Origin of the sequence: Roseibium porphyridii, assembly GCF_026191725.2 — a bacterium.
GTDB lineage: Bacteria > Pseudomonadota > Alphaproteobacteria > Rhizobiales > Stappiaceae > Roseibium > Roseibium porphyridii.
In genome coordinates this window covers 3,700,381-3,724,228 of the sequence record NZ_CP120863.1, presented here as the reverse complement: position 1 = coordinate 3,724,228, position 23,848 = coordinate 3,700,381, and the positions used below count along the sequence as shown (strand labels likewise).

Sequence of the window (23,848 nt, the reverse complement as noted above, 5' to 3'; positions counted from 1 at the left end):
CCGGCTGTGCCAAGGTGCAACTCATTGTCTGAAAAGAAGATTTCCGAAAGCCTGAAGTCCATTGCGGCCGACATTCGTGCATGCCGTATATGCATTGAAAATCCAGAGAAATCTGCGCTGCCACACGCGCCGCGACCGGTCCTTCAAGTGTCTTCTTCTGCAAGGCTTTGTATTTGCGGTCAGGCTCCTGGAACCAGAGTTCACAAAAGCGGCAGACCTTTCACGGATCCATCGGGAGATCGTCTCAGAAACTGGATGGGGATCGGGGAGGATGTGTTTTATAATGCAGACCGGCTTGCCATCATACCAATGGGATTTTGTTTTCCCGGTCTTGATGCAAAAGGAGGCGACTTACCGCCGCGCAACGAATGCCGGAAAACCTGGCATGATCAGTTGTTTGCAGCGATGCCTCAGCTGGAGCTTGTTCTGGTAATTGGACAATATGCGCAGGCTTACCATCTGGGTGCCCGCCGCGGAAAAACGCTTACTGATACCGTATCCAGATGGCAGTTCTATTTTGAGGAACCACCGGAGCAGGACCAGCCAAAAGTGTTGCCCTTGCCACATCCGTCCTGGCGCAACAACGCGTGGCTCAAGAAAAATCCCTGGTTCGATAAGGATCTGGTGCCAGTTCTGCAAAGCGAAGTCGCACGCCTCACATCCCATTAAAGGGATTGGTCGCAATTTCGAATTTTTTTCTCAATAAGAGCGGATTTGACATTCATGTTGAAATTCCGTTACGAGGATTGGCTTGGAATTGAAATCATTTCCCAAGATCTGAGCAACGCGCCGCAGCTAGACGAAACGAAAAACAATGATTGACCGCATTGACCGCCGTATTCTTTCAATCCTGCAGGAAGATTGCACCGTGCCGGTTGCCGAAATCGGCCGCCGTGTCGGCTTGTCGACCACACCTTGCTGGCGGCGCATCCAGAAGATGGAAGAAGATGGTGTCATCACTGGCCGTGTCGCCTTGCTTGATCCGACGAAAGTCAACGCAAAGGTAACCGCGTTTGTCGCCATAACGACGAGCCAGCATTCTGAGGACTGGCTGAAGAAGTTTGCCGATGTGATCCAGGAGTTTCCGGAAGTCGTGGAATTTTACCGTATGGCCGGGCAGGTGGACTACCTCCTGCGGGTGGCCGTTCCGGACATTGAAGCCTATGACGCTTTTTACAAGAAACTGATTGCCAAGATCGAGATATCGGACGTTTCGACAACGTTCGCGATGGAGCAGATCAAGAATACGACGGCATTGCCTTTGGCCTATGTTGCGGCTGAAAAGCCGCGCGCGGACAATTAGGCTGGTATTGCACCAGTCGCATGGTGCCCGGACGAGTGCCTTGCGAAAAAACGAGAACACTCTGCTTCGGTTACGTGCTGTCCGCTGAAAATCTCGGCATAATAAGGCATGCGTTCGAGACGCGGTAGAAACGGCTCGGACGGTCTGTCTTTCATCATCGAGATGTAGCCGATCTGGGTCTGATAAACGGTATTGGCCCGAATGTTCGCATAAAGAGTGTCAAAGCCGTACCGCTCAAACATGGCTTGAAGTGCTTCCACCCGGATCTGGTCAGCTTCCTCAAGTTGCCTGGCCAGGACGGCGTCAACGTGAGCCCAGTTCCGAACCGCAAACTCAAGTCTTGAATCGAAAAGATCCGGTATCAGCCAAAGATCGAAGACATTGAAGACGGCTTCATTGATTGTTTCTGCATAGGCTTCTGTTCGCTCGATCAGGTTGCCGGTGTTCTTTGATTGCCAAAGCGTGATCAATGCGCCCAGCAACTCATTTCGGTCCGAGAAGTGACCGTAAAAACTGGTGCGAGACAACTTCAGGCGGTCAGCAAGAGGCATGACCTTTACGCCATCGATCCCCTGTTCAAGCAACGCATGATAAGCAGCATCGATCCAGATCGCCCTGCTGCCGCGCCAGCCGGATGTTTTTTCAATCAAGTGTTCCATTGTTCTTTCTCGATAGCAGTGACAGATCGTCCTGCCAAATAAAATTGACACCTATGTTTTCAAAAACGACATAGATGTCGTTTTTACGTCTTTTCACATGCGGTCACCCGCAATTAGTCTCGCTTTTGCAAACGCTGATTGATGCGCTTGAGAGGAAGGCTGATGTCCAAAGATCCGCTGTTACAGCCTTATCGGCTCAAAAACCTGACGCTGAAAAATCGGATCATGATCACATCGCACGAGCCGGCGTATCCTGAAGACGGAATGCCAAAGGACCGGTATCGCGCTTACCACGAACTGCGTGCGAAAGCCGGTGTCGCGATGACCATGACAGCTGGCTCGGCGGCGGTCTCACGCAATTCGCCCCCGGTGTTCAACAATATCCTTGCCTACAAGGACGAAGTCGTTCCCTGGGTAAAGCGGCTGACCGACGCATGTCATGATCATGGCTGTGCGGTGATGATCCAGCTGACCCATCTTGGTCGGCGCACCCACTGGAACAAGGGCGACTGGTTGCCTGCGGTCTCCGCCGGTCATGAAAGGGAAGCAGCGCACCGGGCGTTCCCGAAACAGGTCGAGGATTGGGACATTCAAAGGATCATCCAGGACTATGCCGATGCTGCCGAGCGCATGCGGGCCGGTGGGATGGACGGGATTGAATTGCAGGCTTATGGCCATCTTATGGACCAGTTCTGGTCTCCTGCAACCAATACGCTCGACGGTCCATACGGTGGTTCTCTGGACAACAGGATGCGTTTCTCGCTGGAAGTGATAAACGCTGTCCGCGAACGCGTTGGAACAGACTTCATCGTCGGGATGCGATTTACGGCGGACGAAGATCTGGAAGGAGGCTTGTCTGCTGAAGAAGGCCTGCAAATAGCCAGGCGCTTGAAAGAGACAGGTCAGATCGATTTTCTCAATGTCATCCGCGGGCATATTGATACCGATCCAGGTCTGACGGATGTCATTCCAGTTCAGGGCATGCCGAATGCACCGCACCTCGACTTTGCTGGAATGATCCGCAAGGAGGTTGGTCTGCCGACATTCCATGCTGCCAAGATCCCGGACGTCGCCACCGCCCGCCATGCCATTTCGGAAGGTTTGCTGGACATGGTCGGGATGACCCGCGCGCATATGGCAGATCCGCTGCTAGTAAAGAAAATTGCCGAAAAGCGGGAAGAAGACATTCGTCCGTGTGTCGGAGCAACCTATTGTCTCGATCGGATCTACCAGGCAGGCGACGCCCTTTGCATTCACAATGCGGCGACAGGTCGAGAACTGACCATGCCGCACGAAATTGATGCTGCAACAGACAAAAAGAAAGTCGTCGTCGTTGGGGCAGGGCCTGCGGGAATGGAAGCAGCCAGGGTGGCTGCTGAACGCGGGCACGACGTGATTGTGTTCGAAGCAGCTCCGGATGCTGGCGGTCAGGTTCGTTTGACCGCGCAATCAGAGCGGCGCCGGGAGATGATGTCGATCATCGACTGGCGCATGGAGCAATGCCTGAAGAGGAATGTCGTCTTCCGTTTCAATTCTTTTGCGGAAGCAGACGATATCCGAGCTGAAAAACCGGACGTCGTTGTTGTTGCAACAGGCGGGCTGCCACACACGGACGTTTTGCACGAAGGCAACGACCTTGTCGTTTCTTCCTGGGACATCATCGCTGGTGACGTGAAGCCGGGGCGGCGCGTTCTTGTCTTTGATGACGCGGGTGATCACGCCGCGCTGCAGGCTGCCGAAATCGTAGCAAAGACCGGCGCTCATGTGGAAATCATGACCCCGGACCGGTCATTTGCGCCGGATGTCATGGCGATGAACCTTGTGCCCTATTTGAGAGCGCTGCAGGACAGGGATGTTCGTTTCACCGTGACATACCGTCTGAAGGCCGCGAAGAGGTCTGGCAATATGATAACCGCCGTGATCGGCACTGATTATTCAAAGCACGCGGAATCGCGGGAATTTGATCAGATTGTCGTCAACCATGGAACGATGCCCATGGATGAGCTCTATTTTGAGCTCAAGCCCAAATCAAAGAACCTTGGCGCCATCAATCAGGAAGCCTTGATCTTTGGTCGCCCGCAGCCGCTTGAAGCCAATCCCGAGGGGGCCTTTGCGCTTTTCAGGATCGGCGACGCCGTCTCGGCACGAAACACCCATGCAGCAATCTATGACGCGCTGCGACTGCTGAAAGACATATGACAGTCACGCATGCTGCGATGTTTTCAACGTGTCTCAACTGAATAAGCGTGTGCCGATTTTACGCTACGGGAAAAGCAAAAATAGCTTCTAATTTTCATCAGGAAAACGGATCGATGATGCCGATTGGAAAGGACCAATCACTATGTACAGCGATGCGGACATACTGTCTTTATTGATGAGCCGCAGGCAGGGGTATTCCCTGCCGCAGGCGTTCTATACGGACGAAGATGTCTTTCAGGCGGATATGAAGAACATCTGGCACAAGGAATGGGTATTTGCCGTACCAAGCGCGGAACTGCCCAAATCCGGAAACTATGTCACGCTGCAGATAGGGGACTACTCCGTTGTTGTCGTACGCGGTTCGGACGGCGCGATCAGAGCCTTTCACAACTCCTGCCGGCACCGGGGCAGCCGCATTTGTTCAGCCGCAAGGGGATCGGCTCCCAAGCTTGTTTGCCCGTATCATCAATGGACTTATGAACTCGACGGCAGTTTGCTCTGGGCGCGCGATATGGGCCCGGAGTTCAACCCAAAACACCATGGCCTCAAGACGGTCCATTGCATCGATGTCTCCGGCATGATTTTCATCTGCCTTGCCGATACAGCACCTGACACGGCCGACCTGGAGAAGCAGGCTTCGAGGTATCTCGGACCACATGATCTGACAAACCTGAAAGTTGCCCATCAGTCCTCCATCATTGAGAAGGGTAACTGGAAACTGGTGCTTGAGAACAATCGTGAATGCTATCACTGTTCGGGATCTCATCCGTCTCTTTGCCGGACATTTCCGGATGATCCAAACCTGTTTGGCGGCGATGATTCCAATACAACAAATGAAGCCAGGCAACATATTTCACGGTGCGAGAACGCCGGTTTGCCGTCCAGGTATGTCATCTCGGAAAATGAGCAGTGGCGTTTTGTTCGCATCCCGATCCTCGGAGACGCAGTCAGCTATACGATGGATGGAAAACCTGCAGTTTCCAGGCGGACCGGAACAATACCGTTCGATCATGCAGGTTCATGCCTCTTCTTTCACTACCCGAACACCTGGAACCATTTTCTGTCAGATCATGTCCTGATGTTCCGTGTCCTGCCGATTGGGCCAATGGAAGCGGAAGTCACAACATTCTGGCTGGTTCACAAGGATGCAAATGAGGGCGTCGACTACGATCTCAATCGCCTCACCGAAGTGTGGATCAACACAAACAACGAAGACCGTCAGATCATCGAAGAAAACCAGCGAGGCATCAGGTCGCCCGCTTATGAGCCTGGACCTTATTCGCCGGTTCAGGAAAGCGGCGTGATACAATTCGTTGAATGGTACGCCAGGGCGCTGGAAACCGGACTGCTTGGCCGTTTCCGGGTGGCGGCGGAGTGATGCCATGATCCCGATGCCTGCGCGCGACACGCCAGTCTGGACTGACGAAGAACTGCTTGAATGTGTAATGGTGGTGCCCGAAGCACCCGATGTGAAGACCTTCTCGTTTCGCCCTCCGTCAGGTGCTGGCTTCGTTTATCGGGCGGGTCAGTTCATCACGTTGGATCTACCTGTCCCGGGGGGACATCTTCAAAGAACCTATACACTGTCTTCATCGCCGGTATCGAATGCTTACATCACCGTGACCGTGAAGGCGCAGGAGGGGAGTGTCGGCACGCGGTGGATGCTTGATCACCTCAGGCCAGGTATGCGGCTGAAAGCGTTTGGTCCGGCGGGGCTGTTTCATCTGCCAGCAGTCCCGGACGGCAAATATCTCTTCATTTCAGCCGGTTCCGGTGTGACGCCTGTGATGTCCATGGCGCAGACGCTTTTTGAACGGGGTGAAGACCCTGACATTTGTTTTATCCAGTGCGCGCACCGACCGGTGGAACTGATCTTTCGGCAAAAACTGGAATATATGGCAAGCCGGGTCACGGGGTTGCAGCTGCATTTTGTCGTCAATCAAAGCGATCCATACGAGGTTTGGACCGGCTATCGTGGCCGGTTCAATCAATTGATGCTCGGGCTCATGTGCAGCGACTATCTGGACCGTGATGTCTTTTGCTGTGGCCCGGATGGCTTCATGGAGAGCGTCCGTGAAATCCTGAATGCGCTTGGATATGACATGGAGCGGTATCATCAGGAGAGCTTTCAGGCCCCCGCCGAGACAAGAGATGAGCTCACCGAATTCGATGATTTGGTGCCACAGGAGGATCTGCAGGCTCAAGTCGTCTTCGCCAACTCCAAGGTTTCAGCGTGGTGCTCACAGACAGACACAGTCCTTGCTGTTGCCAAAGAAGCCGGTCTCAACATTCCTTCCGGCTGCACTTTTGGTGTTTGCGGAACATGTAAAGTCAGGAAGGTTACCGGCGAAGTTCATATGGTTCATTCCGGCGGTATCAGCGATGAGGACATTGAGGCAGGGTTTATTCTGGCCTGTTGCTCCAACCCGATCGGCACCGTGGAAGTGGAAGTCTGATAAGCCGAATTGAGAAGCACGGAAATCAAAGTTTGCGGCCGCTCCATTTGGAAGTGTTGGGCTAACGTGAAAGTAAGCCCAGGCGGCGGCGCACTTTCTCTGAATCCAACTCTTTGACAGCTTCCTTGCCGACCCGGCGCGTAGTCTTGTCGTCCGAGGCCTGGAGTTCAAGGGCAAGAGCCAGGGCAGGGCCGTGCAGTTGAGCGGAGCGTTTGCCGATCTGACGCAAGGCCCAGTGAACGGCCTTCCAGACAAAATTTCGTCCGTCGCTCGAAGCCTTCCGGATCAGCTCCAGGTCCTCAAGGAACTCCGCATCAGGTGCTTTCTTGGCATGAACCGCACGCCAGGCAATCAGGGCAAAGGCAGCCCTTTTGACGAACTCTCTCTCATCTAGTGCCAATTTCGGAACCAAGGCGTTCGAATCTGCGCGCCGCGCCAGGATGTTAGTCAGTTGATCGCACAAATCCCAAGAGCCGATGTCTTCCAACCAGGTCAGAGCCTGCTCGGACGTCATGGCCTTCGCTGGCGTCAACAGGATCGCAAGAAGTCGTGCTTCATGAAAACCCGTTGCCCAAAGCTCTCGTGCAAGCTCGGGCGATCTGCCGATTTCTTTTGCGAGGGGACGCAACACGGACATCGGCACACCGAATGCCTGGTCGATCTCTATACCAAACCGCGCCATTCCAGCGCGGTTTGTGTCCGAACCGGAAGATCTGAGTTCTGCCAGGACATCGTCAACGGTCCAGTGTTCGCCCTCTCGCCCCTTCATGTCAGCCGACGTTACTTCTTGTCTGCATTTTCAAGTCGCGCAATTAGGCTGGACGTGTCCCAACGATTGCCACCCATGGCCTGTATTTCGGCATAGAACTGGTCGACAAGGGCGGTAACCGGCAGACGTGCACCTGTTTCATTTGCGGTGCTCAGGCAGATGCCAAGGTCTTTGCGCATCCAGTCAACTGCGAATCCAAACTCGAATTCGCTAGCATTCATGGTTTGCCAGCGATTTTCCATTTGCCATGATTGTGCTGCGCCACCCCGGATCGCGGAGATGACCTTTTCGACGTCGAGATCGGCCTTTTTGGCGAAATGGATAGCTTCAGAGAGCCCCTGAACAAGACCCGCGATGCAGATCTGGTTGACCATCTTGGTCAATTGTCCTGCTCCGCTGTCGCCCATGAGACCAACGGACTTTGCAAAACAATCAATGACCGGCTTGGCTTTGTCGAACACGTCCTGATCACCGCCGCACATCACTGTCAGGACGCCATTTTCCGCGCCTGCCTGGCCGCCGGAAACCGGTGCATCGATAAAACCGCATCCTTTTTCGTTCGCGGCAGCATAGAGTTCGCGGGCAACATCGGCCGAGGCGGTGGTGTTGTCGACAAAAACGGCTCCGGATTTAAGGCTGTGAAAAGCACCATCCGGTCCGGTTGTTACTGACCTGAGATCATCATCATTACCAACGCAGGCGAAAATGAAATCGCATCCCTCGGCGGCTTCCTTGGGAGTGTGGGCAACGTGTCCGCCAAATTCCGCCGCCCATTTTTCGGCCTTTGCAGTTGTGCGGTTGTAGACCGTAACGTCATGGCCTCCCTTGGTTTTCAGGAAACCGGCCATCGGATAGCCCATGACACCGAGACCAATGAATGCAACCTTTGCCACGAAGACGCTCCTTCTGCATGAGAAGGCCCGACAAATCTGCCGGGCCTTGCTAAAATTCAAGTCGTCATGGTTTTAGGCCATTTGCGTCCTGCTGTCAGCTAACAGGATGCATCAGAGCCAATAGGGCCTGCGCTGCCAAAACTTTGCAGGCATCCCATGCCTTGCTGCCGAAAGGTCAAGGTGTTGCTGTGTTCTCGGATCGGGTCGTGTGTAGGATGTGAAGCGACTGGCATCGAGAAACTTCTGTACTTGAAGACTTAACATCTGCTTACAACTCCTCATCGTTGTGACTGGTTGAAAAGTGATGTCTTTTGGCACAAATTACCAATCAGGAAGATTTTTAATATGTAAGGAAAAATTACATATGGACTGGCGCTCGCTTCCACCCCTCAATGCGTTGAAAGCCTTCACTGCGGTCGCGGAACGAAAAAGTCTCTCAGCTGCGGGTCGTGATCTGAATGTCACGCATGCGGCGATCAGTCAGCAAGTTCGCAGTCTTGAAACCTTCATGGGTCAGCAATTGGTTGTCCGGGAGGGCCGGGGCATTGCTTTGACACCAGAAGGAGAATTGCTTTTCAACGGTCTCAAACGCGGGTTTGAGGCAATTCAGGAAACGGTGGATGAGCTCCTTGAAGACGATGCCGCAAGGCCGCTGCACATAACGACAACACCTTCCTTTGCAGTCAGCTGGCTAATGCCGAGGATCAATGATTTTCGGTTGAAGCATCCTGAAATTGAATTGATGCTCAATCCAACGCCGGAAGTCGTCGAACTGACACCAGGCGGTGCAGATCTGGCGATACGGTATGGCGATGGAGACTGGCCGGGGATTGAAGCTGAGCTCTTTATGGAAACGCATTTCGCGGTCGTCGGAGCAAGTTGTCTGGTGAAGGATCGGAAGATCGAAAAACCCGAAGACATTTTGGATTTTCCCTGGCTTCAGGAATACGGCAGCAACGAACTGAAACTGTGGTTGGAAAAACAGGGCAAGGTGCCTTGTGGCAGGCTGAATGTCACCCACATGCCCGGCTATATGGTCCTGGAAGGTCTGCGGAGGGGAGACGGTATTTCCGCTGTTGCGACCGCATTTGTAGAGCCCGACCTTGAGACTGGAAATCTGGTCATATTGATTGAGGGCAGCATCTATGAGGGGACAGGATACTACATGGCAACGAGGCCAGGCGTAAAACGCCCCCCCTTGAAGGCGTTCATGAGTTGGCTCAGAACCATGCGGGCCGAGCAGGAACACCAGTCCAAAAGCATTTGCTAGAACATCGGCCTAGAGTGCTGCCAGAGCCTGATCGAGGTCGGAAATCAGATCATTTGCGTGTTCAATTCCAACGGACAGCCGCAGCAGGTTTTCCGGAATGCCGGAACCTTGGCCCTCAATCGTAAATCGATGTTCAACGAGGCTTTCCGTACCACCAAGCGAAGTTGCACGCTGGAAGAGGTCGAGTGCTCCTGCAACACTCAGAGCAGCTTCCCTGCCACCCTTGACCTGCAAGGATAAAAGCGACCCAAAACCCGATTGCATTTGCGATTTCGCGAGATCGTGCTGAGGATGGCTCTTGAGGCCGGGATAGAGGACCGCTTCGATCCGTGGATGGGTTGCCAGAAAGTCTGCAACTGCCATGGCGTTCTTGTTCATGCGCTCTACCCGCAGGGACAGCGTCCTGAGACCGCGCAGAAGCAGCCATGTCTCGAAAGAACCGAGAACAGCACCGGCAAGCTTTCGTTCTTCGCTGATCAGTGTCCAGCTTTCTGAGGCAGCATCCTTTGTGGTCACGACACCGCCCAGCAGGTCAGAATGGCCATTCAGTGCCTTCGTCGCTGAATGCATCACAAGGTCTGCACCCAGGTCCAGTGGTTTCAGGATCAAGGGAGTAGCAGCGGTCGCATCAACCGCCAGAACGGCACCCGCCTGACTACACTGTTGCGCTATGCTTTTGATGTCCGCGACCTTCAAAAACGGATTGCTCGGAACCTCAAGCCAGACAAGGTCCGGTTTGGTAATGGAGAGTTCCTCGGTGAAAGCCTGCAGGTCCGCAGCGTCCGCTTCAATCAATGCCACCTTATTGCGGGCGCATAGTTTGCGCAGGAACAGTGTGGTTCCCCAGTAAATGTTGGATTGTACAAGCAGCGTGCCGCCCGGTTTGACGATACGTGCCACCGCAGCCACTGCCGCCATGCCTGAAGCGAACAAACGGCTTTCGGAACCTCCTTCCAGCGCCGCGATCAAACCTTCTGTTTTCTGATAGAGCAAATTGTCGTCGCGGCTGTAGACGTGACCGGGGCTGACAGGTTCATAGTCTTCGTCCCTGACAAATGTGGTTGCCATCTGGATCGGCGGGACAACGGCACCGGTCGCTTGATCGAAGCCACCCCCGGCATGAGCCAACAGGCTATCAGGGTGCAGGCCTTCAGCTTTGGGCAAGGTCGCGGACATAACGAGGTATCCTCATGGAAAAGGTGCGTTAGAACCGGTCGAAACGCCGGCAATCAGCGTTTCAGGTGGCGTGTGAGGCGGGCTTCGATCTTGTCCCAGATTCGCCGCAAGGTCTCGACGATCATCAGATAGATCACTGCGGCCCAAATGTAGGCCTGGAAGTCGTAGGAGCGGGAATAGGCGCGCCGGGTTTCGCCCATGATGTCATAAATCGTCACGATGGACGCAATAGCCGACCCCTTGATCATCAAAATGATTTCGTTGCCGTAAGGGCGCAAGGCGACCATCAAGGCCTGGGGCAGGATGATCTTGAAAAAGGTCACGGGTTTGGAAAGGCCAAGCGCAGCGGCACCCTCCCATTGACCTTTGGCCACGTTTTGGATCGAACCCCGCAGAATTTCGGCCTGATAGGCAGATGTGTTCAAAGAGAAAGCAAAGATTACGCAGTTGAACGCGTCTCGGAAAAATCCCCAAAGTCCGATGGATTCCAACTCAGGCCTGAAAGAACCAGCGCCATAGTAGATCAGGAAAGTTTGAGCCAGAAGCGGTGTGCCGCGGAAGAAATAGACGAATGCATAGGCGGGTGCGGAAAATATCTTCCAACTGGAAGAACGCGCAAAGGCGACCGGCACACTCAGCAGCATTCCAAGGAGAAGCGACAAACTGACGATTTGTAGGGTTACAAGAAACCCATCAATGTATTTCTGCCAGTATTTCTGGAAAAAGGGGCTCGCCACACTGGTTCCCAGATACCAGACCAGCGACACGCCTGCGACGATCCAGAGGGCCATCAGCGCGTTGCCAAAAATGCGCGTATTTGTCCAGGGGCGAGGCGGGGCTGGAGGGCGTTTAGCGCCGGATTCGGGACTGGCTGCAATCATCTTGAAGCCTCTCCCCGTTTGGACCAGCGTTCGACACGGCTCAATCCTGCAGACGAGATCATCGCCAAAACGAGGTAAATCAGACAGGCGAGCCCGAAGAACAGGAATGGTTCTTTTGTGACCCTTGCCGCAATGCCGGATTCACGTATCAGGTCGGCAAGACCGATGACCGATACCAGTGATGTTTCTTTCAAAAGAATGAGCCACAGATTGCTGAGCGCGGGAAGAGCAAGGCGGATAAGCTGAGGCAAAATGATAAGCGTCATCGTGCGATATCGGGACAGGCCTAGAGCATAGCCACCTTCATACTGGCCTTGCGGTATGCCTCGAAATGCGGAGAGAAATGCCTCAGAAGCGTAGGAGGAAAAAACCAGCGCAAGAGCGACCATGCCGGCGACGAAAGAATTCACTTCGAAATAGACATCGAAGCCGAGCAGTTTAAGTCCTTGCTGAATACCAATCTGCACACCGAAATATACAAGAAACAGAGTCAGGAGTTCAGGCAGGCCGCGAAAAATTGTCGTGTAGATATTGGCTGCGAGCTTCAGACTGGGTTCTGAAGAGTTTTTTGCTAGAGCAATCAGAAACCCGAGAATGAGGCCAAAGGGCAGGGTACAGATTGCCAATGCGACCGTTATCATGACGCCGAGCGCGATAGTGTCGCCCCAGCCTTGTTCCCCAAACGATAGCAGCGTCAAAGCTTCATTCATGAGCCGGCGCTTCTTTCTGTCTTGTTGTTGTTGTTGGCCGCCCCTCCGGCCGTCTGTGGGCTATTACCCTACAGCAAAGCGCGGCACGCAAGCGCGCCGCGCTTATTTAGCGATCAATCCAGAATAAAATCAGCCGCCATACACGTCGAACGTGAAGTACTTGTCGTTGATTTCCTGGTACTTGCCGTTCGCAATAATGGCTTCGATGGCCTGGTTGAACATTTCCTTCAACTCGCCGTCATCCTTGCGGATCGCGATACCAGCGCCTTCGCCGTTGATCACAGGATCCGGCGTCAGTGTGCCGAGGATCTTGCAGCAGGCACCGTCGTCGGTCGCAAGCCAGTCTGAGAGCACGACAACATCGTCAATCACTGCGTCAATACGACCGCTGGCTACATCGAGCTTGTACTCGTCCGGCGTCGGGTAGAGCTTCAGATCTGCAGAACCGAGCTTTTCTTCAGCATAGTTGGAGTGCGTCGTGGAAGACTGAGCACCAAGTGCTACGCCTTTAAGGTCAGCATCACTCGTACCAGCGATTGCAGAATCTTTGGGTACCGCAATTGCCGGCGGAGTGTTGTAATACTTGTTGGTGAAGTCGACCTTCTGTTTGCGCTCTTCCGTGATCGACATGGACGCAATGACGGCATCGAATTTACCAGCCTGTAGAGCAGGGATCATTCCGTCCCAGTCCTGGGTGACGAATTCGCATTCGACTTTCATTTCCTCGCAAAGCGCCTTTGCAATATCGACATCGAAACCGACAAGTTGTCCGTCAGCGGTCAGCGAGTTGAACGGAGGGTAAGCACCTTCTGTGCCGATGCGCACCTTGGACCAGTCTTTCGCCTCAGCGCCACCGACAACAGCCAGAACTGCAACGGCGGCCGCAGCCATACGCAATACACGCATATTTAGTTCCCCTAATCATTTTTCGCGGCGCAGACAGGTTCTTCCTGCCTTTTTGCCCGATGGCCCTATTCCATACACTTCAGACTGAATTTCAAGCATGTGTGTGAAAAAAACACAGTGTTAGCATGCCTTTTTCGCGCTTGCTGCGTGTATTCCGATAGGGAAAGCAGCGCCAAGCTGTGGAAAATTGTTGCTCAATAGCCGGCGTGGTGAGTGAAAGTTCACATCATTTTAAAGTCCGTGGAACGGTTGTTGCGGTAACCCGCCAATCTCAGAATACTTTTTGTTGAAAACGAAAAGGCATAGTTCTTAAGTATAAAACCAAAATCGGCAAATGAAATTTCCAAAACAAGAACTATTTCGGCGTTTTATCTGAATTTCATTAGAATTTTTGATGTTATCGTCAATAGATCAAGAAATTTCATCGAATTCATGAACTTCTTGAATTTGTATATCCTGTCTCAGCATCGTACGAACTTCATCCGGTCAGGTAACTATGACTTGCCGATCGGCTGGATGATCGACGAACTTGAAAGGAAATCCAAATGGCAGAGATTGAATTGTTCATTGGAAACAAGAACTATTCCTCCTGGTCTTTCAGGCCCTGGATTGCCCTGAAGCAGAAAGATATTCCCTTTCGCGAAATCCTGGTTCCGTTTGATTTTGACAACGGCAATCCTGAATTTGCTGCTTTTTCGCCGAGCATGAAAGTTCCGGTGCTGAAGGACGGTGATCTGACCGTCTGGGACAGCCTTGCCATCATGGAATACGCGGCCGAACTTTATCCAGAGAAGGAATTGTGGCCTGCCGATCAGGCTGAGCGCGCCATGGCGCGAGCAATTTGTTCGGAAATGCATTCAGGGTTTTCCGCACTGCGCGGAGCTTGCCCGATGAATATGCGCCGACCGGTTGAAGAGTTGAATGTCGACGACGCCGTTAAGGCGGATGTTGCGCGCATCGTCGATATCTGGGGCGAATGTCTCAACGCATCCAATGGGCCGTTTTTGTTCGGGGCGTTCTCGATAGCAGACGCCATGTATGCGCCAGTGGTCAGCCGATTTGCAACATATGGACTGTCTGAAGACCCAGTCGTTGGACGCTATACGGAAGCAATGACACAGACGAAGGCCTGGAAGGAATGGGAAGCCGAAGCGCTGAAAGAGACCTGGTATGTCGCTGTCGACGAAATCTGAACAGGAATAATGTCGGCACTATCCATGAGCAATTGGCAAACCACTGGAGAACGCGCCGTGATGATCAAAGAAGGTCTGCAGACTGTCGACGAACCGGCGAACCTTCAAGGGGATGAACCGGTTCGACGGATAAACGGCATGAATGGGGTGCGGCGGATACTGCCAATCCGGCAAAACCAGTTCGAGTTCGCCTGAACGCAGAAGCGGGTCGATAAGCCATCGGTTCGCAAGGGTTATTCCAAGACCGGCGAGGGCGGCTTGTCGCAATGTGCCAGTATTGTTGACAATCATCGATGGAACAATGCGTACGGAAAGTCGCTCGCCGATCGTACTGATGAACGGGACACGGTCGCCGGTCGAGATGTTGCGATAAAGCAGATAATCATGTTCCGGCAGATCGGCGGGGTGTTGGGGGCGTCCGTGCCGGTCAAGGTAGTCCGGTGAAGCAACCAGACATCTTTGTGCTGTTCCCAGCTTTCGGACAATCAATCTATCGTCGCTTATTTCTCCCATGCGAATGGCCAGATCCAAACGTTCCTGAATAACATCGACAAAGATGTCGGACAGCGACACGTCGAGTAGAATTGACGGGTGGTTCTGCTTGAACCTGATCAGAAAGTCCGACAGCACACTTTCAGAAAATCCCAATGGCAGGCCGATCGATAGCGGGCCTGACATCTGTGCCTCCTCGCTTTGAACCGACCGGTCGGCTTCGGCAATGCGGTCGAGAATATCGCGGGCATAGGCATAGTAGCGTTCTCCCGCCTCCGTCAGTCTCAATTGCCGCGTAGTCCGGTTCAGCAATCTTGTGCCAAGATGATCTTCCAGCCCACGGATCTGTTGGCTTACAGCCGGCTGTGAAATGCCAAGGTGTTTCGCAGCGGCTGAAAAACTCCCCAGCTTGACGGAATGGACGAACCCGGTCAGCGCGCTTATTTTTTCCATCGATCAGTGTTTCCAATAATTCGAGGCAGGCAAGGTCTCTAATATAATTCCTGCTTATGAGTTTTATAAGATTTCAGGGGCTTCAAAAACCATGCGAATGAAACACTTATGGAACAGCCCGGTTGGTTCCTATCATGCCGGGTGTCCATCCTATTCCAATCACTTAAGGTCGAGCCTGGAGGCGTTCATGCCAAATTCTCGTTTTTCTCTCTCCAGACGTTCACTTCTTGGGGCCACAGCCGGGGCCGGGGCTCTCGCGGCAGCCGGGGGAATGTCAGTTTTGTCTGCACCGGCCAGTGCAGCGGCTCCGAAGGCCGGAGCGCCGATGGCAGGTGCACTTCGATACAAGGTCGGAGATTTCGAAATCACTGCACTGCTTGACGGTTATCTCGATGTGACCCCGGACTTGGTTGTTGGCTACGATGCCAGCGAAGGCGAGAGACTCCGCGGCGACGCAATGATTGAGGGAGAAGCGTTGCGCATTCCCGTAAACGCGTTTCTGGTCAACACCGGTGAGCGGCTGGTTCTTGTTGATGCCGGAACGTCAGATGCGCTCGGTCCAACCATGGGGCGCTTGCCCACCGCACTCGAGGCGGCTGGTGTCACACCTGATCAGATCGATGCGCTGCTTATCACTCACATGCATCCGGATCACTTGTTCGGAGCGATTGATGGAGACGGCAAACCCGTCTTTTCCAATGCCGAGCTGATCTTGCCTGAGGTCGACAATGCCTTCTGGTTTGACGATGCAGCCATGAATGGCGCACCTGAACAGTTCAAACCGTTTTTCTTGGGCGCTCGGCGTGCTGCAGAGGCCTACAAGGACAAGCAAACGCTTGTTTCGGGTGACAAGGAAATTCTTCCGGGCGTTCAATCAATGGCCTTGCCAGGCCACACACCCGGTCACTCAGGGTACCTCTTCGACAGCAATGGTGAAACACTGGTGATTGCCGGCGACATCATTCACATGACTGTCTATCAGTTCGCAAAGCCGGATTGGGGCATCGGATTTGATATCGATTCAGGTCAAGCCGCGGAAACCCGTAAAAAATTCTTTGATCAGGCCGCGAGCGAAAAGCTCTTCTTCGCTGGTGCTCATATCCCGTTCCCGGGGATGGGGCGCGTCGCACGCGATGGCGATGGCTACCGGTTCGTCGCCGCAAACTGGCCCTACGCCTACTAAACTTTGACTTCTGGACCCGGCGCAAGGCGTCGGGTTCAACACGTTCTGTACTAGCGAATGCCAAATCCCGAAAAGGGTAGAAACCGCACAAGGTCACCCTTGCGAATTTCTGTGGTTTCTTCCGGTATTTCAATCAATCCGTCAGCTTCTCTCAAGCCGGAAATCAACCCGGAACCATCGCGCTGAAATTTTTGCGCGAGAGTATTGCCGTCAGAACCTTCTTCAAGCCAACCGCGATAGAATTCGCGTCTGTCCGGTTTCTTTCGCGGAACCTCGAAGGCAGCCGGTATTTGAAACCCTTGTGGCTCCAGGAACCTGCCACCAGCCAGCACATTGATGACGGGACGTGCATAAAGCAGAAAGCAGACCATGGCGGCCACCGGGTTTCCTGGCAGACCGAGAAACGCGCAAGACTCGATGTTTCCGAACATCATTGGACGGCCCGGTTTGATTGCCAGTTGCCACATGTGCCGCTGACCCAGTTTGTCGAGCAAACGCAGTATGTGGTCTTCTTCGCCAAGGCTCGCGCCGCCGGTTGTGAGCACAAGGTCGAATTGCTCCGCGGTTTCCTTTAGTCTGGTCTCGATCAGCGAGGCATCGTCTTTGAGAATTCCGAGGTCTGCAATTTCAACCGGAAGCCCGGCACACAGCCCACGCAACAGGAAATGGTTGGCGTCATAGACATCGCCAACGGAAATGAGATCGCCAGGCCGGCGAAGCTCGTCGCCCGTTGAAACAAGTGCAACCTTGAGATTGCGAAAAGCCTTGATCGCCGCCTGACCTGTGGAGGCGATAGCTGCCAGATCCTGTGGTCTTAGCCGGTGCCCTGCAGCCAGGAGAGCGGTTCCCTCCTTGACGTCCTCACCAGCTTTCCGGCAATTGGCGCCTTTCTTGAGGCCCTGGGGAACGATGACAAAGTCTTTGCCATCCTGCTGGTGTGTCTCGCAGTCCTCTTGCATGGCGACGGTGTCTGCGCCAGGGGGCATGACGGCGCCAGTGAAAATACGGCCAGCTGCCCACGGACCCAGTGTGGCATTGCTTGCATGACCGGCAGCAATACGTTGCTGTATCTGAAAAAATCCACCAGCTTCGTCGAAGTCTGAATGACGGAAAGCGTATCCATCGACTGCTGAATTGTCGGCGAGCGGAATGTTTCGAGGTGCTGTGATGTCTTCTGCGAGAATGCGTTCAAGTGCGTTTTCGAGGCGAACCGTTTCGACGTCTGCAATCGTCGACACCTGGTCCTTCAGGATCTGCAGGGCTTCGTGGTGACGCAGCCGCTGCTTGTCGTGCAAAAAACAGTCGTTAAGGACGGATTTGTCGCTCATGTAGCGGGCCTTTTCAAACCTGCATGGGCTTCAATGAAATCTGCCATAGCGCCAACATCGTTGAGATCGAATACAGGCAGTGTTTCGTCTGGTTGGGCGTGATCCGCAGCAACAGCCATGATGTTCGGATCTTCAGGCGCGAGGCGGCCACGATCACGGGTCTCGGTTCGTCTTGCTTCTATTTTGGCGTGATTTTCTCGTTTGTATCCCTCGATCAGAATGAGGTCACAAGGAGCAAGCCTGGAAAGAATGGCATCAAGTGGTGGCTCTTCTTCGTCGCGAAGCTCGTGCATCAGTGCCCATCGGCGCCCGGACACAAGAGCGACTTCGCTCGCGCCGGCCTCCCGGTGCCGGTAGCTGTCTGCCCCGGGTCGATCGATGTCGAAATTGTGGTGTGCATGCTTGACAGTGGACACTTTGAAACCGCGCGCGGTGAATTCGCCAACAAGGCTGGTAACAAGTTGTGTCTTGCCGGAGTTTTTCCAGCCCGTGATGCCGAAAACAGGGGTCTTTGTCATGTGAGCGCTTTGCGGACGGTGTTCAGGTCTTCAGGCCGATTGGCGTTGAAAAACGGATCCAGGCCAGTCGACGCATCGGTGTTGAAAGAAACCTCGACACTGTCGTGCCTGTCGACAAACGCGAGCACCTTGCCGCTTTGTCCGGTACTCAGCCAGGTATGCAGGTCCGAACAAAGACTGACCGGCCAGAGGCCAAAAACGGGATGCAGCTTGTCTGAAGAAGTGGCGAGCGCAATCACGGGTTTTTCTGACGGAACCGAAGAGCAGAGATCTTTGACGAGATTCGCCGGAAAAAACGGTGTGTCGCCGGCAACCGAAACAACGTGGCTGACGTCAGGTCTGTTTTCTTTGACATAAGTTAACCCGGCGAGAATGCCCGCTAAAGGTCCGGCGAAATCACCAACGGGGTCCGGTACGACGCTCAGTCCAAAGTGACCGAAACGGTTCGGATCTCCATTGGCATTCAACACGATGCTTTCCACCTGCGGTGACAGGCGGGCGAGGATCATCTCGAGCATCGTCTTGCCACCAACATCGAGAAGGCTTTTGTCACCACCTCCCATGCGGCGGGACTGCCCTCCGGCCAGAACGCAGCCGAGAACATTTTCAATCGGCACACTCTTGCTCACACCGTTCATTCCGCTGGAACACTCCCTTTTCGCTTTATCTTGTCCGGCTCATCGCTTGCCTGCGACGGATCCATGTCAAATTCAATTCTTTCGGCCCCCGCAAGGGCGACAAAGCGTTTCCCCTTCGCACGGCCAATCAGTGTCAGACCGGCCTGACGTGCAAGTTCAACACCCCATGCGGTAAACCCGGACCGCGATACAAGTATCGGAATGCCCATCATGACGGTCTTGATGACCATTTCGGATGTCAGCCGGCCGGTGGTGTAAAAAATCTTGTCATGGGCAGGCACGTCGTTCAGAACCATCCAGCCTGCTATTTTGTCGACTGCGTTGTGACGCCCGACGTCTTCCATATAGACCAGGGCGTTGTCTTGCTTGCACAAGACGCATCCATGGATTGCGCCAGCCTCAAGATAGAGGGACGGGGTCGTATTGATGGTCTTGGACAACGCATAGAGCCAGGATGTTTTTAACCGGGCCTCTTTAGGCAGTGAAACGGTTTCAAAACCTTCCATGACATCGCCAAATACGGTGCCTTGAGCACAGCCCGACGTTCGCACTTTTTTCTTCAGCTTTTCCTCAAAATCAGTCTCACGCTGGGTGCGCACGATAACAACCTCAAGATCGTCATCGTGTTCGATCTCGGTGATGACATCATCGTCGGCGAGCATATTCTGGTTTTTGAGATAACCCACGGCAAGAAGATCTGGATGATCGCCGATCGTCATCATCGTGACCACTTCCTGCCTGTTTAGGAAAAGCGTCAGTGGTTTTTCCGTGACGACCCGTGTCTCGACTGTTTCACCGTTTTGGTCAATACCTTGAACGGATGTGGAGAGATCTGGATCAAGAGGGTCTGGTTTGAGAACATATTGGCCTGTCACAGCCTGGCGACTCCGCATGTGTTTGTTTCGCAAACACTATGGGAGCATGACGACAAAGGGCAAGGCGTCAGGTGGACCAACCCGATAGATTTTTTGAGAAGACTTGATTGCCGGCAGACGAAAATTTTTTGAGACACCCGGCTCTGAAGGCTGCCGAACGGTTTGGGACACAAGGCGGCAAGCCCAGAGCAGGGGTGTCAATTGCTTGAGAAGTGGAACGTTTTCAGATCCGTTCCACTCAGATCATAAGCATGTCGTTGGTCAGGCGGCCTTCTTGCAGCTCTTTGGCAAAGTGTCCGAAAGCGGCATAGGCTTCTTCGCGTGTCACATCACCTGGATGATCCAGCAATGGCCGCAACACGTCATGTTGTGATGCTGCAACGCCATCGCTCAAGTCACGGAAGAACATTAGCGAATTCGGGAACATGCGGAAGTCCACCGGCTCATGAATGATGCCTTCAATGGATTCCAGCCGCGGATCGTTCATGACACAATAAACGGTGTCGAGCACCTGGCCGGTTTGTCCTTCCAGAATTTGAACGATGTGCTGATCGACGAGGAGAAGAGCACCGGTCACGCCGGCTTTTCGATTGATGCGCCGTATGCGCAGAAGAGTTTTGTCAATTTCGTCGGGCAGCGGCAGATGCATTTTGTTCCATCTGATCTGGCTGCGGTAACAAGCGCGATAGAGTTCCATGGCGTGTCCCATCTTTTTTGCCGATGAGATCAGCGTGCGCCTCAATTCCTCACATTTGCTTAAAATTTGGAACAAATCCGAAGAAGAGCTGAAAATCACGTGGATGTGTTGGCTAGTGTTCCCAGGCCTTGTGCTTCAAGGGTCTGTGCGCAGTCTTAGAAGTCTGCGCAAAACAACGCAGCTTCATCTTTGTGTGGAAAAGTGCACTAGCGTTCTTCTGCTAGCTTGAAATCCAGACCGGCCCTGACGGTTGGCCATTCGTGCGGAAGAATCGAATAAACGGCAGTATCTCTTAATGAGCCATCGGTGGTCCTCATATGGGACCGCAGGACGCCATCGAGTTTGGCGCCAAGGCGTTCGATGGCCGCGCGACTTTGCCTGTTCATGAAATGAGTCCTGAACTCAACGGCAATGCATTGCAGGTCCTCAAACGCATGTGTGAGCAACATTCGCTTACATTCTGTATTCACTCGCGTGCGTTGCACGGCTTTGCGGTACCATGTCGAGCCGATTTCAACCCGCTTGTATGTCGCGTCGATGTTCATATAGGTGGTCATGCCGACCGCCTTGCCATCGGGCGTCAGAACGGCAAAGGGAAGCATAGAGCCACTTGCTTGCAAATCGAGCCGACGGTCGATTTCAGCCGGAATATCACTTGGTTTCGGCACCGTCGTGTACCAGACTTTCCACAAATCGCCTTCACTGGACGCCTCAGCGAGGTCCGCTGCATGCTCTTGTGACAAGGGCACTAGCGTTGCGTATTGGCCGGACAGCGTGACGGGAAGGGGCCATGTCATTGGGCGACTCCTGAGTAACCTGGGAGAGACTAAAAGGGGCGTTCTTCCCCTGTCCATTTGAAGAATTTGCCTGTCTCTGCAATGGACAGACTGTCAGCGATCTTGAAGACACCGTCCGCGACGTCCTTCGGGCAATTGTCGGCAGAGGCACCGCCCATATCCGTGCGAACCCAGCCGGGGTCGATCAGGGCAACCGGGATGCCTTCCGCTTCGAGCTCGGTTGCAAGGCCTTGCATGACCTTGTTTACGGCGGCTTTGGAAGCGCGATAGGCAAGCCTGTCCGACTTGCGATATCCCATCCAGGACATTTGGCTTGAGATTGTCAGTATCCTGCCGGCACCGGACTGTCTCAAATGCGGAAGAAAGGCATGCGAGACCGCAAGCGGGGCAATAGTGTTGACTGCAATCGTTTCAGAAAATCCAATCATGTCCATATCCAGCGGAGACTGTCGCTGCGGACCTATGACGCCGGCATTGTTTATCAGCAAATCGATCTTGTCGGAAAGCATGTCCGCCGACTTTTGAACGCTGTCATGGTCTGTCACGTCGAAAACCAAAGGAACGAATCCTTCGCCAAGAGATTTGGCCGTTTCGTCTGCAGCGGCAGGCGCGCGCGCAGATCCGAAGACGGTCCAGCCTTTGGCAAGTGCAGTGCGCGCCAATTCGTATCCGATCCCACGGTTGGTCGCGGTGATAAGGCAAGCCGGCATGGCAAAGTCCTGTGGTCTGATTGTACCTAGGGAATCCGGAAGGGATCTCCGCGCGAAGACTAACTTCGAGCCCGCGCACCGCAAGACAAATATTGTCCTCATGGTTTCGTCGGGACAATCAGTCGATCGTGCGGTATTTGAACCGAAAACGAGAGTGGTCGCTGCTTCAGTCGCGTTTTCACGTTTCAAAAAACTCGGTGGTTTCAAGATAGAAGGTTTGAAATTGCGGCGATGGGCAATACCTAGTGTTTGGACAGTTTTGGGGCGCGGAACACATATGTGCAGCATTTTGGCAGATTGCTTTTGATGCCAGGCAAATTAGGGTTCCCTTGGTTTTCGCCCCAAAGGGCAGAAGAAGTCGGATCAGTCGACAGGACAAGTGAATGAACGAGAGCATTAAATCAGCGGTCATGGAACGCCTCAGGCAGATAAAAGGGCCGGATCTTGAAGGGGATATCGTCTCTCTGGGACTTGTGTCGGATGTGTTTGTATCAGATGGCCGTGTGGCCTTTTCCATAACAGTTCCAGCAGAGCGTGCGCAGGAACTGGAACCCCTTCGCCAAGCAGCTGAAAAGGTCGTCAAGGAAGTTGACGGTGTCCAAAATGCAATGGTCGCACTGACGGCAGAACGCGCGCCTGGTGCTGCCAGAAACGCGCCGCAGCCCGCCGCGCCGGCGCCCCGGGCGCAACCGGCTCGTGAGGAGCAGGCGCCCGCTAAGCCAGGCGTCCCCGGCATTCGGCACATTGTTGCGGTTGCTTCCGGCAAGGGCGGCGTCGGCAAATCGACAACAACTGCCAATCTTGCGCTTGCAATGGCTGCAAACGGCCTGAGAGTAGGGGTTCTTGATGCCGACATCTACGGACCATCCGTCCCCAGGCTTTTCAATGTTTCAGGGCGACCGGAAGCTGATTCCGGACGCGTCTTGAAGCCGTTGGTCGGATACGGCATCAAGGTCATGTCCATGGGCTTCATGGTCGAAGAGGAAACGCCAATGATCTGGCGTGGACCCATGGTGATTTCCGCGCTGACCCAAATGCTTCGGGAAGTCGCCTGGGGAGATCTTGACGTCTTGGTTGTCGACATGCCCCCTGGCACGGGCGATGCGCAGCTGACAATGGCCCAACAAGTCCCGCTTGCCGGTGCGGTGATCGTGTCGACACCTCAGGATTTGGCGCTGATCGATGCGCGTAAGGGCCTGAACATGTTCAAGCGCGTCGATGTTCCGGTGCTGGGCATCGTGGAAAACATGAGTTACTTCCTTTGTCCCGATTGTGGCGGACGACATGACATCTTTGGTCACGGTGGTGCGAGGGCAGAAGCTGAACGCTTGTCTGTGCCGTTCCTCGGTGAGATCCCGCTCACAATGAAGATCCGAGAAACGTCGGACGCCGGAACACCGATCGTGGTCTCCGATCCGGAAGGCGCTATGGCCGAAATCTACAAGGACATCGCAACCAAGGTTGTGGCCGGTATTCAAAGATCTGAAAATTCCCCGGAACGGGGAGCACCGAAGATCGTCTTCGACTGAGGGATGTCAGTCTTGAACCTTCAGTAAAGCCGGTGGCCCGCTGAGCGCCGCCGGTTTTTTTTGTCATGGATTAAAGGCAGTGTTTGGTCTGGCGTTTGGCCGACGCGGTATACGATCGTGAAACAGCCATTCAGGTTGTGTTTCAGGCGACTCAAAATTCTGAAGCAATCTTTCAAAAAGACAAGAAAAGCCAATCGCTTGAGGTCTTTCTGG

General features: G+C 53.8%; 24 protein-coding genes. 9 read left to right on the top strand and 15 right to left on the bottom strand.

Annotation, left to right across the window (positions count from 1 at the left end; translation table 11 throughout):
- Positions 1-24: 24 nt before the first annotated feature.
- Together K1718_RS17230 and K1718_RS17225 are read left to right on the top strand one after the other, a co-directional pair.
- On the top strand, positions 25-669 hold the full coding sequence (locus K1718_RS17230) for a uracil-DNA glycosylase family protein (protein ID WP_265681424.1): 645 nt from the start codon (positions 25-27) through the stop codon (positions 667-669).
- 148 nt (positions 670-817) lie between these two features.
- Positions 818-1,303, top strand: a complete 486-nt coding sequence (locus tag K1718_RS17225; protein ID WP_173006250.1) for an Lrp/AsnC family transcriptional regulator — start codon at positions 818-820, stop codon at positions 1,301-1,303.
- Here the strand turns inward: K1718_RS17225 and K1718_RS17220 are convergent.
- The gene (locus K1718_RS17220) at positions 1,300-1,962 is read right to left on the bottom strand and encodes a TetR/AcrR family transcriptional regulator (protein WP_152502128.1); all 663 of its coding nucleotides are present in this window, start codon (positions 1,960-1,962) and stop codon (positions 1,300-1,302) included. The genes K1718_RS17225 and K1718_RS17220 overlap by 4 nt on opposite strands.
- Before the next feature lie 162 nt (positions 1,963-2,124).
- Between K1718_RS17220 and K1718_RS17215 the strand changes: the two genes are divergently transcribed.
- The 3 genes from K1718_RS17215 (at position 2,125) to K1718_RS17205 (ending at position 6,617) form a co-directional block, all read left to right on the top strand.
- Positions 2,125-4,161, top strand: coding sequence for an NADH:flavin oxidoreductase (locus K1718_RS17215; RefSeq protein WP_265681425.1), 2,037 nt, complete (start codon positions 2,125-2,127; stop codon positions 4,159-4,161).
- Positions 4,162-4,303: 142 nt separating this feature from the next.
- Positions 4,304-5,539: an aromatic ring-hydroxylating oxygenase subunit alpha gene (locus K1718_RS17210; RefSeq protein WP_265681426.1), complete on the top strand. Its 1,236-nt coding sequence runs from the start codon at positions 4,304-4,306 to the stop codon at positions 5,537-5,539.
- Positions 5,540-5,543: 4 nt separating this feature from the next.
- Positions 5,544-6,617, top strand: coding sequence for an FAD-binding oxidoreductase (locus tag K1718_RS17205; RefSeq protein WP_274706377.1), 1,074 nt, complete (start codon positions 5,544-5,546; stop codon positions 6,615-6,617).
- A gap of 61 nt (positions 6,618-6,678) precedes the next feature.
- On the opposite strand, the gene K1718_RS17200 is transcribed toward K1718_RS17205, so the two are convergent.
- Together K1718_RS17200 and K1718_RS17195 are read right to left on the bottom strand one after the other, a co-directional pair.
- Complete coding sequence (locus K1718_RS17200) at positions 6,679-7,386, bottom strand: DNA alkylation repair protein (RefSeq protein ID WP_265681427.1); 708 nt, start codon at positions 7,384-7,386, stop codon at positions 6,679-6,681.
- Between the two features lie 11 nt (positions 7,387-7,397).
- Positions 7,398-8,279 (bottom strand): NAD(P)-dependent oxidoreductase, encoded by an 882-nt coding sequence (locus K1718_RS17195; protein WP_152502123.1) that lies wholly within the window; start codon positions 8,277-8,279, stop codon positions 7,398-7,400.
- A 364-nt stretch (positions 8,280-8,643) separates the two neighbouring features.
- On the opposite strand from K1718_RS17195, the gene K1718_RS17190 reads away from it, so the two are divergent.
- Positions 8,644-9,549 carry a LysR family transcriptional regulator gene (locus K1718_RS17190; protein WP_152502122.1) on the top strand — a complete coding sequence of 302 codons (906 nt, stop codon included), beginning with the start codon at positions 8,644-8,646 and terminating at the stop codon, positions 9,547-9,549.
- 9 nt (positions 9,550-9,558) lie between these two features.
- Here the strand turns inward: K1718_RS17190 and K1718_RS17185 are convergent, their stop codons facing one another.
- The 4 genes from K1718_RS17185 to K1718_RS17170 form a co-directional block, all read right to left on the bottom strand.
- Entirely contained in the window at positions 9,559-10,725 is a 1,167-nt protein-coding gene (locus K1718_RS17185) for a trans-sulfuration enzyme family protein (protein WP_265681428.1), read from the bottom strand.
- Positions 10,726-10,778: 53 nt separating this feature from the next.
- Positions 10,779-11,606 (bottom strand): ABC transporter permease, encoded by an 828-nt coding sequence (locus K1718_RS17180; protein ID WP_265681429.1) that lies wholly within the window; start codon positions 11,604-11,606, stop codon positions 10,779-10,781.
- Positions 11,603-12,316 carry an ABC transporter permease gene (locus K1718_RS17175; RefSeq protein WP_152502119.1) on the bottom strand — a complete coding sequence of 238 codons (714 nt, stop codon included), beginning with the start codon at positions 12,314-12,316 and terminating at the stop codon, positions 11,603-11,605. Before K1718_RS17175 ends, K1718_RS17180 begins: the two co-directional genes overlap by 4 nt.
- A 129-nt stretch (positions 12,317-12,445) precedes the next feature.
- A complete protein-coding gene (locus K1718_RS17170) occupies positions 12,446-13,222 on the bottom strand; it encodes an ABC transporter substrate-binding protein (RefSeq protein WP_152502118.1) in 777 nt (258 codons plus the stop codon).
- A gap of 545 nt (positions 13,223-13,767) precedes the next feature.
- Between K1718_RS17170 and K1718_RS17165 the strand changes: the two genes are divergently transcribed.
- A complete protein-coding gene (locus K1718_RS17165; protein WP_265681430.1) occupies positions 13,768-14,415 on the top strand; it encodes a glutathione S-transferase family protein in 648 nt (215 codons plus the stop codon).
- Positions 14,416-14,433: 18 nt separating this feature from the next.
- Here K1718_RS17165 and K1718_RS17160 read toward each other — a convergent pair whose 3' ends face one another.
- Entirely contained in the window at positions 14,434-15,360 is a 927-nt protein-coding gene (locus K1718_RS17160) for a LysR family transcriptional regulator (RefSeq protein WP_265681431.1), read from the bottom strand.
- A gap of 187 nt (positions 15,361-15,547) precedes the next feature.
- Between K1718_RS17160 and K1718_RS17155 the strand changes: the two genes are divergently transcribed.
- Complete coding sequence (locus K1718_RS17155) at positions 15,548-16,543, top strand: MBL fold metallo-hydrolase (protein WP_265681432.1); 996 nt, start codon at positions 15,548-15,550, stop codon at positions 16,541-16,543.
- A 50-nt stretch (positions 16,544-16,593) separates the two neighbouring features.
- On the opposite strand, the gene K1718_RS17150 is transcribed toward K1718_RS17155, so the two are convergent.
- The 7 genes from K1718_RS17150 to K1718_RS17120 form a co-directional block, all read right to left on the bottom strand.
- Entirely contained in the window at positions 16,594-17,871 is a 1,278-nt protein-coding gene (locus tag K1718_RS17150) for a molybdopterin molybdotransferase MoeA (RefSeq protein ID WP_265681433.1), read from the bottom strand.
- Positions 17,868-18,389, bottom strand: a complete 522-nt coding sequence (gene mobB, locus K1718_RS17145) for a molybdopterin-guanine dinucleotide biosynthesis protein B (protein ID WP_152502113.1) — start codon at positions 18,387-18,389, stop codon at positions 17,868-17,870. The genes K1718_RS17150 and mobB overlap by 4 nt, the downstream gene beginning before the upstream one ends.
- On the bottom strand, positions 18,386-19,027 hold the full coding sequence (gene mobA, locus K1718_RS17140) for a molybdenum cofactor guanylyltransferase MobA (RefSeq protein ID WP_265681434.1): 642 nt from the start codon (positions 19,025-19,027) through the stop codon (positions 18,386-18,388). Before mobA ends, mobB begins: the two co-directional genes overlap by 4 nt.
- Positions 19,024-19,920, bottom strand: a complete 897-nt coding sequence (gene fdhD / locus K1718_RS17135) for a formate dehydrogenase accessory sulfurtransferase FdhD (RefSeq protein WP_152502111.1) — start codon at positions 19,918-19,920, stop codon at positions 19,024-19,026. The genes mobA and fdhD overlap by 4 nt, the downstream gene beginning before the upstream one ends.
- Positions 19,921-20,140: 220 nt before the next feature.
- Positions 20,141-20,599, bottom strand: coding sequence for a BLUF domain-containing protein (locus K1718_RS17130; protein WP_152502110.1), 459 nt, complete (start codon positions 20,597-20,599; stop codon positions 20,141-20,143).
- A gap of 206 nt (positions 20,600-20,805) precedes the next feature.
- On the bottom strand, positions 20,806-21,396 hold the full coding sequence (locus K1718_RS17125; protein ID WP_152502109.1) for a GNAT family N-acetyltransferase: 591 nt from the start codon (positions 21,394-21,396) through the stop codon (positions 20,806-20,808).
- Between the two features lie 29 nt (positions 21,397-21,425).
- Positions 21,426-22,106 carry an SDR family NAD(P)-dependent oxidoreductase gene (locus tag K1718_RS17120; RefSeq protein WP_152502108.1) on the bottom strand — a complete coding sequence of 227 codons (681 nt, stop codon included), beginning with the start codon at positions 22,104-22,106 and terminating at the stop codon, positions 21,426-21,428.
- A gap of 383 nt (positions 22,107-22,489) precedes the next feature.
- Between K1718_RS17120 and apbC the strand changes: the two genes are divergently transcribed.
- A complete protein-coding gene (apbC, locus tag K1718_RS17115; protein WP_265681436.1) occupies positions 22,490-23,635 on the top strand; it encodes an iron-sulfur cluster carrier protein ApbC in 1,146 nt (381 codons plus the stop codon).
- Positions 23,636-23,848: the final 213 nt, after the last annotated feature.

Bases quoted from the DNA above. Each gene is read 5' to 3' on its own strand.
- K1718_RS17185 (WP_265681428.1), bottom strand. From the start codon at position 10,725: ATGTCCGCGACCTTGCCCAAAGCTGAAGGCCTGCACCCTGATAGCCTG.
- K1718_RS17200 (WP_265681427.1), bottom strand. From the start codon at position 7,386: ATGAAGGGGCGAGAGGGCGAACACTGGACCGTTGACGATGTCCTGGCA.
- K1718_RS17180 (WP_265681429.1), bottom strand. From the start codon at position 11,606: ATGATTGCAGCCAGTCCCGAATCCGGCGCTAAACGCCCTCCAGCCCCG.
- K1718_RS17155 (WP_265681432.1), top strand. From the start codon at position 15,548: ATGCCAAATTCTCGTTTTTCTCTCTCCAGACGTTCACTTCTTGGGGCC.
- K1718_RS17205 (WP_274706377.1), top strand. From the start codon at position 5,544: ATGATCCCGATGCCTGCGCGCGACACGCCAGTCTGGACTGACGAAGAA.
- fdhD (WP_152502111.1), bottom strand. From the start codon at position 19,920: ATGCGGAGTCGCCAGGCTGTGACAGGCCAATATGTTCTCAAACCAGAC.
- K1718_RS17215 (WP_265681425.1), top strand. From the start codon at position 2,125: ATGTCCAAAGATCCGCTGTTACAGCCTTATCGGCTCAAAAACCTGACG.
- K1718_RS17190 (WP_152502122.1), top strand. From the start codon at position 8,644: ATGGACTGGCGCTCGCTTCCACCCCTCAATGCGTTGAAAGCCTTCACT.
- apbC (WP_265681436.1), top strand. From the start codon at position 22,490: ATGAACGAGAGCATTAAATCAGCGGTCATGGAACGCCTCAGGCAGATA.
- K1718_RS17170 (WP_152502118.1), bottom strand. From the start codon at position 13,222: ATGCGTGTATTGCGTATGGCTGCGGCCGCCGTTGCAGTTCTGGCTGTT.
- mobA (WP_265681434.1), bottom strand. From the start codon at position 19,027: ATGAACGGTGTGAGCAAGAGTGTGCCGATTGAAAATGTTCTCGGCTGC.
- mobB (WP_152502113.1), bottom strand. From the start codon at position 18,389: ATGACAAAGACCCCTGTTTTCGGCATCACGGGCTGGAAAAACTCCGGC.
- K1718_RS17165 (WP_265681430.1), top strand. From the start codon at position 13,768: ATGGCAGAGATTGAATTGTTCATTGGAAACAAGAACTATTCCTCCTGG.
- K1718_RS17120 (WP_152502108.1), bottom strand. From the start codon at position 22,106: ATGCCGGCTTGCCTTATCACCGCGACCAACCGTGGGATCGGATACGAA.
- K1718_RS17130 (WP_152502110.1), bottom strand. From the start codon at position 20,599: ATGGAACTCTATCGCGCTTGTTACCGCAGCCAGATCAGATGGAACAAA.
- K1718_RS17160 (WP_265681431.1), bottom strand. From the start codon at position 15,360: ATGGAAAAAATAAGCGCGCTGACCGGGTTCGTCCATTCCGTCAAGCTG.
- K1718_RS17125 (WP_152502109.1), bottom strand. From the start codon at position 21,396: ATGACATGGCCCCTTCCCGTCACGCTGTCCGGCCAATACGCAACGCTA.
- K1718_RS17210 (WP_265681426.1), top strand. From the start codon at position 4,304: ATGTACAGCGATGCGGACATACTGTCTTTATTGATGAGCCGCAGGCAG.
- K1718_RS17175 (WP_152502119.1), bottom strand. From the start codon at position 12,316: ATGAATGAAGCTTTGACGCTGCTATCGTTTGGGGAACAAGGCTGGGGC.
- K1718_RS17150 (WP_265681433.1), bottom strand. From the start codon at position 17,871: ATGAGCGACAAATCCGTCCTTAACGACTGTTTTTTGCACGACAAGCAG.
- K1718_RS17220 (WP_152502128.1), bottom strand. From the start codon at position 1,962: ATGGAACACTTGATTGAAAAAACATCCGGCTGGCGCGGCAGCAGGGCG.